The sequence below is a fragment of the Gimesia maris genome (assembly GCF_008298035.1).
GTDB classification, from domain to species: Bacteria; Planctomycetota; Planctomycetia; order Planctomycetales; family Planctomycetaceae; genus Gimesia; species Gimesia maris.
In genome coordinates, this window is sequence record NZ_CP042910.1 from 1,044,480 (window position 1) to 1,058,054 (window position 13,575).

The 13,575-nt window shown below is 50.9% G+C and carries 14 protein-coding genes; 13 read left to right on the forward strand and 1 reads right to left on the reverse strand.

Features of this window, described 5'->3' with window-relative positions:
• Positions 1-16 precede the first annotated feature (16 nt).
• The 4 genes from GmarT_RS03915 (at position 17) to GmarT_RS03930 (ending at position 4,060) form a co-directional block, all read left to right on the forward strand.
• The gene (locus tag GmarT_RS03915) at positions 17-856 is read left to right on the forward strand and encodes an amidohydrolase family protein (RefSeq protein ID WP_002644228.1); all 840 of its coding nucleotides are present in this window, start codon (positions 17-19) and stop codon (positions 854-856) included.
• Between the two features lie 28 nt (positions 857-884).
• Positions 885-2,000 carry a D-TA family PLP-dependent enzyme gene (locus GmarT_RS03920; protein ID WP_002644227.1) on the forward strand — a complete coding sequence of 372 codons (1,116 nt, stop codon included), beginning with the start codon at positions 885-887 and terminating at the stop codon, positions 1,998-2,000.
• Positions 2,001-2,079: 79 nt separating this feature from the next.
• Positions 2,080-2,961, forward strand: a complete 882-nt coding sequence (locus GmarT_RS03925; RefSeq protein ID WP_002644226.1) for an RAD55 family ATPase — start codon at positions 2,080-2,082, stop codon at positions 2,959-2,961.
• 235 nt (positions 2,962-3,196) lie between these two features.
• Entirely contained in the window at positions 3,197-4,060 is an 864-nt protein-coding gene (locus GmarT_RS03930; RefSeq protein WP_157158899.1) for an HDOD domain-containing protein, read from the forward strand.
• Between the two features lie 67 nt (positions 4,061-4,127).
• Here GmarT_RS03930 and GmarT_RS03935 read toward each other — a convergent pair whose 3' ends face one another.
• Positions 4,128-4,790: a hypothetical protein gene (locus tag GmarT_RS03935; protein ID WP_002644224.1), complete on the reverse strand. Its 663-nt coding sequence runs from the start codon at positions 4,788-4,790 to the stop codon at positions 4,128-4,130.
• A gap of 438 nt (positions 4,791-5,228) precedes the next feature.
• Between GmarT_RS03935 and csrA the strand changes: the two genes are divergently transcribed.
• The 9 genes from csrA to flgK all read left to right on the forward strand — a co-directional run bounded on the left by csrA (position 5,229) and on the right by flgK (position 13,556).
• The gene (gene csrA / locus GmarT_RS03940; protein ID WP_002644223.1) at positions 5,229-5,429 is read left to right on the forward strand and encodes a carbon storage regulator CsrA; all 201 of its coding nucleotides are present in this window, start codon (positions 5,229-5,231) and stop codon (positions 5,427-5,429) included.
• Between the two features lie 405 nt (positions 5,430-5,834).
• Entirely contained in the window at positions 5,835-6,608 is a 774-nt protein-coding gene (locus GmarT_RS03945; RefSeq protein ID WP_044236337.1) for a flagellar hook-basal body protein, read from the forward strand.
• Positions 6,609-6,672: 64 nt separating this feature from the next.
• Positions 6,673-7,473 carry a flagellar basal-body rod protein FlgG gene (gene flgG / locus GmarT_RS03950; RefSeq protein WP_002644220.1) on the forward strand — a complete coding sequence of 267 codons (801 nt, stop codon included), beginning with the start codon at positions 6,673-6,675 and terminating at the stop codon, positions 7,471-7,473.
• Positions 7,474-7,533: 60 nt separating this feature from the next.
• Complete coding sequence (gene flgA / locus GmarT_RS03955; protein ID WP_187782337.1) at positions 7,534-8,658, forward strand: flagellar basal body P-ring formation chaperone FlgA; 1,125 nt, start codon at positions 7,534-7,536, stop codon at positions 8,656-8,658.
• A complete protein-coding gene (locus GmarT_RS03960; protein WP_002644218.1) occupies positions 8,655-9,575 on the forward strand; it encodes a flagellar basal body L-ring protein FlgH in 921 nt (306 codons plus the stop codon). Before flgA ends, GmarT_RS03960 begins: the two co-directional genes overlap by 4 nt.
• 38 nt (positions 9,576-9,613) lie before the next feature.
• The gene (locus GmarT_RS03965) at positions 9,614-10,699 is read left to right on the forward strand and encodes a flagellar basal body P-ring protein FlgI (RefSeq protein WP_002644217.1); all 1,086 of its coding nucleotides are present in this window, start codon (positions 9,614-9,616) and stop codon (positions 10,697-10,699) included.
• 52 nt (positions 10,700-10,751) lie between these two features.
• A complete protein-coding gene (locus GmarT_RS03970; RefSeq protein WP_002644216.1) occupies positions 10,752-11,126 on the forward strand; it encodes a rod-binding protein in 375 nt (124 codons plus the stop codon).
• A 138-nt stretch (positions 11,127-11,264) separates the two neighbouring features.
• Entirely contained in the window at positions 11,265-11,786 is a 522-nt protein-coding gene (locus GmarT_RS03975) for a hypothetical protein (protein ID WP_002644215.1), read from the forward strand.
• Between the two features lie 69 nt (positions 11,787-11,855).
• Positions 11,856-13,556, forward strand: a complete 1,701-nt coding sequence (flgK, locus tag GmarT_RS03980; RefSeq protein ID WP_149302437.1) for a flagellar hook-associated protein FlgK — start codon at positions 11,856-11,858, stop codon at positions 13,554-13,556.
• Positions 13,557-13,575 lie beyond the last annotated feature (19 nt).

A 13,575-nucleotide genomic window follows, 5' to 3' on the forward strand; every position in this document is an offset into this window, starting at 1 on the left:
ATCAGAGGATTATGCAATGGAATATATTGACGCACACTCGCACGTCTGGACTCCGGATGTCAAAAAATATCCACTGGCGCCGGGCTATCAGGTTTCTGATATGGTGCCACCCAGCTTTACGGCGGAAGAACTGCAAGCTGAAATGATGCCGGTTGGCGTGAATCGGGTTGTGCTGATTCAGATGTCGTTCTATGGCTTTGATAACAGTTACATGCTGGACAGCATGGCGAAATACCCGGGCATGTTTTCGGGTGTGGCTGTCATCGACCAGAATGGAAAGAACCCCACGCCGGAAATGCTGGCCCTGAAGAAAAAAGGGGTCCGTGGTTTTCGTATTCGTCCTCAGTCGAAAAAAGTTGATGAGTGGCTGGACGGAGAATGCATGGAAGAAATGTGGACCACCGGTGCCAAAGAAGGCATGGCCATGTGCTGCCTGATGGATGCCGTCGGTCTGCCTGCCCTGGATAAAATGTGCCAGAAGCATCGTGATACGACGGTCGTCATCGACCACCTGGCCCGCATCGGCGTTACGGGTGAAATCGATCCCAAAGAAGTTGATATGCTCTGCAAGATGGCGAAACATCCGAATGTGTATGTCAAAGTCTCCGCCTTTTACGCATTGGGCAAAAAAAAGATGCCATACCACGACCTGCTGCCGCTGATTCAGAAAGTATATCAGGCCTTCGGCGCGAATCGTCTGATGTGGGCGACCGACTGTCCTTACCAGGTTCAAGGCGATCATTCGTATCAGGCATCCATCGGTCTGGTCAAGAATGGACTGCCCTTCCTGTCTGAGATGGATAAAGAATGGATCCTGGAAAAGACGGCGGAAAATGTCTTCTTTCAGGGTATTTAATTTTTAAAAACTGCGATCAGGTCTGCTCATGGATGCATGCTATCAGATAGACGATACAAGTCAGATCATTTCTCCGGGAATGATTATCTTCAAGGATCTGCTTGAGGACAACTTAAGAAAAATGATTGAGCTGATCGGTGACCCTTCCCGACTGCGCCCGCATTGTAAAACACATAAAATGCGTGAGATCATCCAGCTGGAACTTTCGCTGGGAATCCTGAAGCATAAGGCGGCGACATTTGCCGAAGCCGAAATGCTGGCGGATACGGGGGTCAAAGATATCTGCCTGGCCTATAACCTGGTCGGCCCCAATATCGCCCGTGCCGTAGAATTCCGCAAACGCTGGCCCGATGTCTCGCTGCAGGTGACCGCCGATCATCCCGGCCCGATTGAACTGCTGGGCGAAGCGATGTCCGCTGCAGGGCTCGAAATTGAAGTCCTGCTCGATCTGAATACCGGACAGAATCGCACCGGTCTACCACCGGGGGAAAACGCTGTCGAGCTGTACCAGATGATCGCGAACACGCCCGGTTTAATCGCCGCGGGTCTGCATGCCTACGATGGGCAGAATCATCAGGTAGATATCAATGAACGGGAGATCGCGGTCAAAGAAGTCTGGAATAACGTGAGTCGCCTGCGCGATCAACTGGTCACGGAAGGACTCCCAGTCCCGCGGATTGTCGCAGGTGCGACCGGTTCGTTCCCCATCTTCGCTGGTATTGATGATCCGGATATTGAAGTCTGTCCGGGAACCTGCGTGCTGCACGATGTCGGTTACGGAGAGCTGTTTCCCGATCTGAAATTTACACCCGCAGCGCTGGTGTTGACGCGTGTGATCAGCCGCCCGGATGCGGAACGCATCACCTTTGACCTGGGTTATAAAGCGATTGCCTCTGACCCTGCGATGGAAAATCGCTGCCGGTTCCCCGATCTGCCCGATGCCAAACCGGTGCTGCAAAATGAAGAACACCTGGTCGTTCTCAGTGAGCGTGCTGCTGATTTTCAGCCCGGCGATGAACTGCTGGCAATTCCCCGGCATGTCTGTCCGACGTCGGCTCTGCATAAATCCGTAACAGTGGTGAGTGACGGGAAAGTGGTCGACCACTGGAATGTGGCGGCCCGCGACCGCTATATTACCGTCTGAGCTCCGGTCAACTCACCGGCTGGCACAAACCAAAAACCACAAGGGCGCGGAGGTTCTCTCTGCGAAATGAAGATTCATCATGGCTGACTTGCGACAAAAAACGGGAATTCCGGAACTCGATGAACTGCTCTCAGGCGGGTTGCTGCCAGGCAAACTGACCGTCGTTCTGGGCGCTACCGGGATCGGCAAAACGCAGCTGGGACTGCAGTTCGCAGAGGCCGGCCTGCAGCAGGAAGGGCAGACCGGGGTGCTGTTTGATATGGCCACCCGCGGGGATTCGCAGAGTCACAGTGATTACGCCGAGCGACTCTTTCAATGGAAGCTGCGCGAACAGCTGGTCGATGCGCCTTTTGACCTGGATCAGATCTGGGATGCAGAGACACGAACCGATTACCAGCATCTGTTTCGCCAGAGTGGCCGCCGGGTGACACGCCGCGATATGGAACTGGATGAATGGAAAGAGTGGAAACTGGAATTCGTCAAGAAACTGGATGCAGCGATTGCCTTTTTTTATTCCAACTTTGTGCACGGCGTCCGGCGGGCAGTGATCGATGGCATCGAGCCGACCGATCGTCCCAGCGATTCGTTTCAGTTTCATGCGTTTGAATATGTCTACCACCAGATCCTCCGTAAAGAATACGACTGGGTCGCCCGGGATCTGTTCCGGGCACAGTTTCGCAGTCACCAGGCTCAGATTGAACAGCATCGTTATGACTTTCAGCAGATCGGGTGTCTGCTGCTGCTGACAACGCATGAAGTGATGCTGGATGATCTCATTCAACGACCGATTGAGAGCGGGGATGTCCTTTCCAATGCGAATACCATCATACTGATGGGCAAAATCAGGGAGGGGAACCGGATGAGCCGGGCACTGCATGTCGCCAAACATCGTGGCAGTGCCGTCGATGAATCGCTGGTTCCCTATGAGATCCATGAATCGGGACTCAAGCTGTTGACTTAAGGCTAAACAGGGAATGTTCTGAGGAGGGAAAACCATTCTCAGAATCAAGATCCAACTGGTACTATAACAGTTCCGATCGTTATTTCTGGAACAGTCGACTCTGAGAATCAATAAACTGGTTTTCGGATCTCAATTATTGACCGTGTCTGCGTTCTCTCAAAGATAGATTTCGAGAGAAGAGAATCCCCAAACGGGCTAAATTGCAACGCAGAAAACTACAAAAAGAAGGATGGTCATGTTAGTTGATAATTGTGCAGACCCTGTTGATCTGGCAGATCGATTTGTTCAACGTTTAGATCGTTTACACTCGGCCCCGAAAGTTGCACAACAGATTCTGCAACTGACTCGAGATCCGGAAAGCCGCATCGATGACATTGTTCGATGTATCGAGCATGATCCCGGACTGGCAGCGAAAATCCTGCAGGTCGTGAACTCATCCAAGTATGGCGTTTCCCGACAGATCACCAGTATCAAACACGCGGTTTCCTACCTGGGAAAAGATGCGATCCGCATGTTGACGGTCAGTTTTTCCATGGTGGAATCACTGACCAAACGCAGCAAAGGACGGATTTTTGTCGATTACTGGCAGCGGGCCCTGACAATTGCTTCCATTTCGTCTCATCTGGCAAATCATCATAAATGCCTGAAGAATGATGAAGCCTATACAGCCGGTCTCCTGGCGGATGTCGGGATTCTGGTCTTCTCACAGGTGGAACGAGAACAATACAGTCTGATTTATGAAAGCTATCCCCATGGAGAACAACTTGTGAAAGGGGAACAGCGGTATTTCGGATTTGATCACGCTTTGCTTGGGTCCCGACTGCTGGATCACTGGGCACTGCCTACCGAAATGGTGACCGCGATCGAACAGCATCATGGGGACGGACAGCATGGTGATCCGCTGGGAATGGCAATCCGCACGGGCAGTCTGCTGGCGGGTTCTGTGTGGAATCGCAGTTCCGATGAGTATCTGGAAGCAGAAGAAATTCTGCAAACGTACTTCGATCTGGATGAAGATCAGGTAGAGGCCATGATTGAATCATGCAAACAGGATATTACCGAGAGCGCTGCATTTTTTGGTGTGAGCCTGGAAGGCTGAACTGCCGGGCAGTAAATCGAATCGAACGCGACTTCAAAAGCACCGAGCCTGGAACTCGTGATCTGGTCTAACGGCGCCGCTTTGATTTCGCGTTTTCTTTTTCATAAGCCTGTTTAAGGACAGTCGTTAATTCCGTCTGGGTATAAATATAGGGAGTAGGCTGGTTGAATCCCTTTCCGGTTCTGGTTTTGGAAAGGTAATTCCCCAGATTCTTGCCCCCCTTGGTTGTCGTCATATATTCGATCATCGTGTATCCGCCGGGTGAATTGATAAATTCCCGGATACGTCGCTTCCCATAAGGCATGACCAGTATGTGGTCGAGACGATCATAACCCCCCGGCATCTGGGAAATACGCCGCATGAAAATAATCCCTTTAGGCGTGCTGAGTTGGGCGGCCAGAAAATCGGTGTCGGCGTGCAGCCGTTTGAGGATCTCCTTCTCCGCTTTAACGGTCCAGCCAGCCTGTTGCAGTTCCCGGAACAGGGGTTTGATCTGACCGCGCGTCAACAGATCTCCTGATTTGTAGCCTTTGCGATCCGTAAAATATTCCTCAATGATCTGCATGACTTCATCCAGAGGAGGAACTTTTTTCTTTTCAGCCGATTCAGGAATGATTTCCGGCAGTGGATTGGCAGCAGGAACTCCAGCGTTCTGCGCATTCCCTCTGCTCACTGGAATCAGGCAGGTCAGGACTGTGACGCTAAGAAACAGTTTTCGAATGGCAGACATGGGTTAAAATCTTCCTTCCTGATTGATGATAGACCAGAAAAACGACCTGATAAATCAATGAATGTTTACCTTATCGACCAGACTCACGGGATTTCGTCAAACGCAAAATAAAAGCTGGATGGACAAGACTGCTATATCAACTTTACCACACTGTTGCAAAGTGCATCACTTTTTTGCTTCAAAAGTGTCTAATCCTGCCTGTGTGAAACATAAATGTTAACCCTGGTAAAATATGTTGTTTGGGAGGTAAGGCAGGTTCTTACCGAAAACTTTAGGGGTTATGATAAATTTTTTAATTATTTCGATTTTATTTCAAACCGGAACCAGGTTTGCTGCGTATAATATTCAAGAAGTGAGGATGTACTTGACACTATCGTGAGTTTGTAGGGCCTGTTGGATTAATCAAAGGAATGTATCCCATAAGAAAGGAGTCCACTGATGTTAGTGCTCACAAGACGCAAGGATGAAGAGATCATTATTAACAATAATATCTCCATTAAAGTACTGTCAGTTAAGGGTAATCGAGTTCGACTGGGTGTTGAGGCACCTGATGATGTTTCAGTGAATAGAGCTGAGATTCGAAAGCTGGTACAACAGTTTGAGGTTGAATGTATTCCCGCGCAAGGTTGTGGTCTGTAAACGACCAGACTGGTTAATGGGCTGTCAGGCAGGCTGATCTGTGATCAGATTTCTGTTCAGGTCATGTCTGAACGCTTCAAAAGACTATTCTGCTACCCCGCCACTAAACAGGAGTATTCCTGTTTCACGTTTCTTGTGCTGTTTCCAGAAGAAAAGCCATTCAATTGCTGGATCGATGTCTACACCAGGTCGGAGGATCTGGCAGGCGTCCGGCGTGCGACAGGGACTTTTACTGGTTTTGCCTGGGAGGCTGGATAAATTGGAATATATTTTCCGATTACATTAAAGATACCTGTTGTAGGGATCCGATAGATATTTGGGGGGAAGTGTCTATCGAAACTCTTTGTTCTCGCTGTGGAACGGTTTTCATTACCGGAACCACAGCGGTTCAAGTCAGGTATCCAGATGATTTACGGCATGTACCTCTCAGCGCAAGGTGCCGAAGCAAATTCGGTGCGGCTTGATGTGCTTTCAAACAATATGGCGAACGCGAATACCACATCATTTAAACGTGATGTGCCCATCTTTCGCGTGAATCCTCCCCATGATCAGCATGAGGGGGCGCTCAATCCATTGCCCGGCGATCTGGAAAATCACTCTGGTGGCATTTCACTGGAATCGATTACCACTGACTTTGAACCCGGTTCGCTGATCACTACCAACAGTGAGTTCGATCTGGCTTTAAAAGGACAGGGCTTCTTTCAGGTTGGCAACGCGCAAGAATCATTTCTGACACGCAACGGCTCCCTTTCTATTGACGGAGATCGTCGCCTGGTCACGGCCGATCATGGCATGCCGATTCTCACGACCGATGGTAGAGAAATCAAAGTCCCGATTGAAGCATCCCATGTCGCGATTACCCCTGATGGCGTGGTCACTCCCTTAGATGCCGATGATCAACCGATGGGGAAACTGGGACAACTGGCTGTCGTGATGCCAGGGGCTCTGGATGAACTCGTCAAGATCGGGAAGAACTTGTACACAACAGAGGGACGTGTGAATCCGCTGGAAGGACCGGCGAATATTGCACAGGGCTTTCTGGAAGCTTCCGGTACGAATTCCGTAGAAGAAATGATGGAACTGGTGACCTCGTCCCGGATGTTCGAATCCAATATCAATATGATTAAGTTACAGGATGAATCGCTCGGGCGTTTACTGCAAAGTATGCCGCGACGTTAAGCAGACAATTTTTGAAAGGTGACCTGTTTTCAGAAGACAGGTTAAGGGAGTAAGGAGACAATCCATGGCAGTAAGAGCCCTGTATTCGAGTGCAACGGGAATGGCTGCAAACAGCTTTAATCTCGATATCATTGCCAACAACCTGGCGAACTCCAGCACCACTGCGTACAAGCAGAGTCGCGCCAACTTTGAAGATATTTTCTATGAAAATTTCAAGCTGCCAGGCGTGCAGGATAATCAGGGAAATATTACACCGACCGGAATTGCATTGGGTATTGGTACCCGGGTTCAGAGTACCGAAGGGGATTTTGAACAGGGTTCGATTCTGCCTTCCAATGGAACCTATGATCTGGCAATCGTTGGCGATGGTTTTTTTCGCGTCAATGACGGGACCCAGGACCTTTACACCCGCGCCGGTAACTTTTCATTGAATGCCAATGGAAACCTGGTGATGGCGTCTGCCGATAAAGGTTACCAGCTTCAGCCCACGATTTCGATTCCCCAGGATGCGATCAACATTACGATCTCCGGTGACGGCGTCGTCAGTTATCAGCAGCAGGGGTCAACCCAGATCCAGACCGCCGGCAATATTCAGATCGCCCGCTTCATTAATAATCAGGGCCTGGTGCGTCAGGGAGACAATCTGTATACGGAAACAACCGGTTCCGGTCCTTCCCAGTTTGGTGATCCCGGTACAGAAGGCCGCGGCCAGCTGCGACAGGGATTTCTGGAACAGTCCAACGTGGAACCCGTTCGCGAACTGGTTGAATTGATCAAGACCCAGCGTAACTTTGAACTCAACAGTCAGGTGGTCCAGGCCGCCGACCAGACCTTACAGACCGTTGCCAACCTGCGTCGTTTCTAAAGCTGATCTTTAATTTTACAAAGTCGATATTTTATGTTTCGTTTCTGGATCAAATCGTTCTTGAGTTTCTCCATGCTGGTCTGCTGCTGTGTCTGCAGTTTAGACAGTCTGCAGGCAGAAATTCTGCGCCTGAAAGCAACCGCCAGGGTGAATACGTCTGTTGTTCGCCTGGGCGATATCGCTGATGTGCTGCACGCCGATCCGGAACAGGTCACACGTATGCAGGGCATGATCCTGCAGCCGGCGCCTCCCCAGGGGCGGACACAGGTCATCACCATCTCACAGATCCGGGGACGGTTACAGGCTCTGGGTGTGGATTTAAGCCAGCTGGAACTGACCGGACGCAGTCAGGTGCAGGTCAGTTCGCAGGAAGTTCATCAGGAACCACAGCAACAGGCGGTCACCACGCAGCAGGATCAGCAGCAGGCAGAACAGAAAGTGCAACAGGCACTGACTGACTGGATCAGAAGCAGTTATCCCAATTCAAAACAGTTTTCTCTCAAAGTCCGCCTGCCTCGAGATCACGTGCAGCAGGTGCTCGACAACCGGGCAGACCTGTTTCGCTTCGCTGGACTGGATCAACTTCTGGAAACAGAGCAGGCCATCGGTATGAAGCTGCTGGATGCCCAGGGCCAGTCTCACGAATTGCGCATCATCTGCCAGCTGAAACGAATCCCCGAGATTCTGGCTGCCAAATACACTTTAAACAAAGGAACCGTTGTTCGCGCCGACGATCTGGTCTGGATGCGACCGGAAAAAGATCAGACCGGCATTACCGATCCCCGCCTGGTGATTGGCAGAGAACTGACGCGGACCGTGTATCAGTCTCATGTCATGCGAAGTCAGGATCTGATCGAAGTGCCCCTCATCCGCGACGGAGCGATAGTGACGGTTTATGCCCGACGCGGCGGTATTTCGGTTCGTCGTGAAATGCGGGCTCAGGGCACCGGTGGTATGGGCGATCCGATCACCTTGATCGCGCTGGAAGGCCGCGACCGGCTGATGGCAACCGTGACCGGCTATAACCAGGCTGAAGTGAATTACCGACCCGCGAATGAAGTCCAGCAGACCGCCGGGATTCAGTTTATTTCGGGATCCTCTGATGCGTCAGCCGGTAATACTCAGTCCGGAACCATTCAAAATGCGGGCGGGTATGCGATTCGAAGAGGGGGAATTCGAAAATGAAAAATATAACACGAAACAGTGAGCGAATCTGTCAGCGCACGAAGCTGCTGGCAGTGTTACGGGAGGCGATTTCCCTGGGAAGTATCGTATTGTTTTGTTCGTCTGTTGTGTCGGCGCAGGAACCCACAGTGCAGGGAACCGCGCAGGCTAATTCGAGCACTGCAATACGATCCTCCCAGGGTACTTCCACACAAGCAGGAGCAACACAGGCGCAGGAGCCTGCGGAAAAAAAAGAGCGACGCGTCCCCCGGCTGGCGTCAGCACAGATCAACGAGTTTGGGTTTCAGACCGAAGCACTCGAGCTGACATCCTCCCTGGCAAACACCTTTGGTCAGGGAGACCTGTATACCAATTCTCCCAAGCCACCGTTGATCAGAGATTATTCGCTGATCTATGTGCCCGCACCGGAACCGATTGTTGTGAAGGTCCACGACATTATTACGATCATGGTTGATGAAAAATCAAGCGTGACCGTTGATTCCCGGTTCAACCGGAATCGAACTGAAACACTCAAGGCGGAACTTAAGGAGTTCATGCGGATCGATTCTGCAGGGAACCTGGCACCGGCGGCTTTGAACAGCCCGAAAATTGATACGCAGCTGCAGGGACGTCTGCAGAGTACCGGTCAGTTAGCCGACCGGGAAGGCATCCAGTATCGGATCGCTGCCATCGTGGTCGATATCCGTCCTAATGGAAACCTGATTCTGGAAGCCCGTAAAAGTATCCGCACCAATCATGATGTCTGGGAATATCGCCTGACGGGTGAAATTCGCAGTAAAGATGTCAACCGTGATAATACGGCGTTAAGTGAAAATATTGCCAATCTGGATATCGTCAAACACCAGAGAGGTAAAGTGTATCAGAGTACCAAACGACCATGGGGGGTGGTGTTGTACGACTGGTTCTTTCCTTTTTAATACCTTTTCTTTTTGCTGAACTGTGACGGGATATTCCTATGCCACCCCGACGATTCAAAACGGTCGTATGCCTGATGATGTTCTTCGTCTGTCTGCCGTGTTCGGTTTCCGAACTGCAGGCGCGGACACGCGTGGAAAATATCTGCAGCGTCTATGGAATGAAAGAAATCAAACTGACCGGCATGGGGCTGGTAGTCGGCCTGGATGGCACGGGTGATGGCGGAAAAAATCTGCCCACGATTCGCAGCCTGGCTGCGGCTCTCAAACATTTGAATAACCCGGTGGTCGATCTGGCCGATCTGTCTGCTGCCAACAATGTAGCGCTGGTCATGATTGAAGCAACCATTCCTGCCAGCGGAATCCGTAAAGGGCAGAAACTGGATTGCTATGTCAGTTCCATGCTGGGAGCCAAAAGTCTGCGAGGCGGGCGATTGCTGGTCGCGCCGGTGGCAACACCGGAAATCGGAAACGGGATCGGTGCCGGTCTCTGTTCAGGAGGCATCATCCTCGAAGATGAGCTTTCACAGGCAACGGGAAAAATTATCAACGGCCTGGTTATGGAGCGGGACTTTGATCTGCCGTTTATCGATCGCAGAACACGTTCCATCACACTGCTGGTCGATCGGCATCATGCCGGTTTTCATACCGCCAGCGAAGTGGCACGCGTGATCAACTCGGAATTCAGTTTTGAAGCCGGGAATCGGCAACTGGCGATTGCCCAGGGGCCGGGGCGGGTGTTTATCCGGATTCCCAAACAGTATATGGAATCACCGGTCGAATTTGTGGCTGCCGTGATGGAAGTCGGCATTGATCGCCCGCATCAGCAGGCACGGGTGGTTGTCAATCCAAAATCACAAACGGTTGTTGTCACCGGCGAAGTGGAAATCAGTCCGGTGGTGATTTCACATAAGAATTTAACTGTAGGTGTCGGAAATCCTGCAGAGGGGGGGCTACCGGGAGGCTTTGTGCCGATTACGGGTGAACAGGGACAACAGAGCACGCAACGACTGCAGCAACTGGTGGAAGCATTAAACCAGCTGCGTGTACCGACGGAAGATGTCATCAGCATCATTCGTGAGTTGCATCGCTCCGGAAAACTGCACGCCGAGTATGATGAGCATTGATCAAAGCTGAAGCCGGTTCCATTTCAAAATCACTTTTCAGGGATTACCAGTGATGACCTCTCTCTCCGCCATTCAACCGTCATTGAACCAGACCTCACTGCTCTCCAATGCGAGCGGCGCACCTGCTGAATTAAATCAACCAGGCCAGAACTCATCGGAACTGAAAGAAAAGTTCCAGGAGTTCGTCGCGGGAACATTTTACCAGCAGATGTTTAAGGCAATGCGGTCGGCACAGGGGAAGCCCGCTTATTTTCATGGAGGCCAGGCGGAAGAAATGTTTCAGTCGCAGCTGGATCAGCAGATCTCACAAGACCTGGCGAAAAAGGATGGCGGCAGCTTCTCTGACGCGCTGTTTTCCTCGTTTTCGCGACAGTTAAATGCGAATTCGCTGGATTCGATTGATGCAGCTGCAAGTATAACGCCTTAAAAATTAACACGTTAAGTCGGCGATACAGATTCTCGTTAAAACAGACGCGAGACCTGGATCGATTATGCCGATTATAACGATAGGCGATTATCTCCGCTCACAGGGCGGATTATGTAAACCGGGAGAAAGGGGGCTCCTATGCATGAAGCACAAAGTGCGTCTGCACCGACTCAGCATCGGCAGTTACTCAGCCAGTTGTCAGGGGTCCTGCGTGATCTGGAACCCATACAAAACCAGTTGCTGGAACTGTATCAGAAGAAATCTCAGGCGCTCAGGCAGATCGATGTCAAACTCATTGATGAATGCGGTGCCATTGAAGAAGAACTCACACGCAATCTGCAGTTTGTTCTACTCAGGCGACAGCAGTTGCTGCAGGCCGCCGGTCAGCAGGGTCTACCTGCCGACTCACTGCATGATCTGCTGCTGAAACTGGATGTCCCGGAAGCGGAGTCCTTCTTCCCGAAAATTGAAGCAGCCCAGCAGCGCTCCAGGAAACTGCGGCATGAAACCTGGGTCCAGTGGATTGTGTCCACCCGTTCTTACCAGCATTACTCACAGGTACTGGAACTGATTGCCCATGCCGGCCAGAAAGTGCCTACCTACTCACGTGGTCAAAATGAAAGCAGCACAGGGGGGGTGATTTTTGACGCATCGGCTTAATTCTTCTCTGGAAGAAATACCAGTGGTCCGTTGTGTTGAAAACACGTCATTTGCTACGGAAAAACCGTCATGGGACTAAACGCTACCCTATCAATGGCCAAGCAGTCGCTGGAAATATTCGGGACCGGGATCCAGGTCGCCGGTCAGAATATTTCCAATGCGGGTACGCCGGGTTATATTCGCGAAGAGTTGGTGCTCAATCCGTCAGCCCCCTATCGACAAGGCGCGCTGATTACCGGTACCGGAGTGGAAATCTCCGGAATTCAACAGCAGATCGATCAGTTCCTTGAGACACGAATCCATTCCGCGAATACCGACTTTTCTTCCATCGACGAACGCAACACGATCTTTAAACAGCTGGAAAACGAATTACGGGAATTAACTGACGGAGATCTCTCCACCGGGCTGAATAATTTTCTGTCGACGATAAATAATGTCGTCAATCAGCCCAGTTCGATTCCCGATCGGGAATTCGTAATCAATGAAGCAGAAAAATTTGCAGCCGATATCAGTTCGCTCCGTTTACGCCTCAACGAACTGCGTGAAGTTCAGTCGGTGAATGTGGAAAATCTGGTGTCAGAGGCCAATGACCTGATTGATAAAATCGTCGATTTGAATCCCAAGATTTCCAAACTGGAAGCATCGGGGTTACTGCAAAGTGATGCCGGTGCATTGCGTTCTCAACGTTATGAAGCACTGAATCGACTGTCGGAACTGATACCGATCCGCTATCGCGAACGCTCAGACGGGGCCATCGATGTGTTTACCGGTTCCGACTACCTGGTTCTGGCGGGAACATCTCAGAAACTGCAGTTAGATACAGATACAGACCGCGGCGTCGTCGTACACGAAGTCCTGCTTACCCAGACGCAGAGTAATATTTCACGAACCGGGGGCGAACTCAAAGGGATCATCGAAGGCCGTGATGACATCCTGGGGGGCTTCGTTGATCAACTCGATACGTATGCATCGAATCTCATTTTTGAATTCAACAAGATCCATGCTTCCGGGGAAGGGACCGCGGGCTTTCAACAGGTGACATCCGCTTCCCGCGCTCTGGATTCGACAGCAACGCTGAATTCGGAACTGTCCGGCTTACCGTTTCAGGCAAATCACGGCAGTTTTCAGATCAAAGTGACTAATAAATCGACGGGGATTACCAATACCGTCACTGTTAATGTGGACCTGGATGGCATTGGTTCTGACACCACTCTCGACAGCCTGGCTTCCACTATTAATGGTTTGGCGAACCTCAATTCCAGCGTTTCTACAGACGGCCGACTGTCCATCAGCGCCGACGCCGATTACGAATTCAAATTCTCAAATGATACCAGTGGCGCCCTGGCTGCGATTGGCATCAATACCTTATTTACCGGCGGCGATTCCAGCGATATCGATGTCAATTCCGTCGTCAGTCAGAATCAGCAGTTTCTGGCAACCGGTCAGGGGGCAGGTCCATCAGATGGCAGCAATGCCGTGTTACTGGCGGCTTTCTCTGAAAAACCCATCGATTCACTGGGAGGCATCAGTCTCGATAATTTCTACGAAAAAATCGTCTCTAACCTGGCACAGTCTTCTGCGTCTGAAGGCGCGCTCGCGGAAGGAGCACAGACTTTCCGCGATTCACTGATGAGTCAGCGTGAACAGTTTTCCGGCGTCAGTATTGATGAAGAAACAATCAACGTGCTGACTTACCAGAGAGCCTTTCAGTCAGCAGCCCGGCTGGTCAGTACGATTGACGAATTATTCACGATTCTACTTAACATCTGAAAGTTTCTTTTCGCAGCGT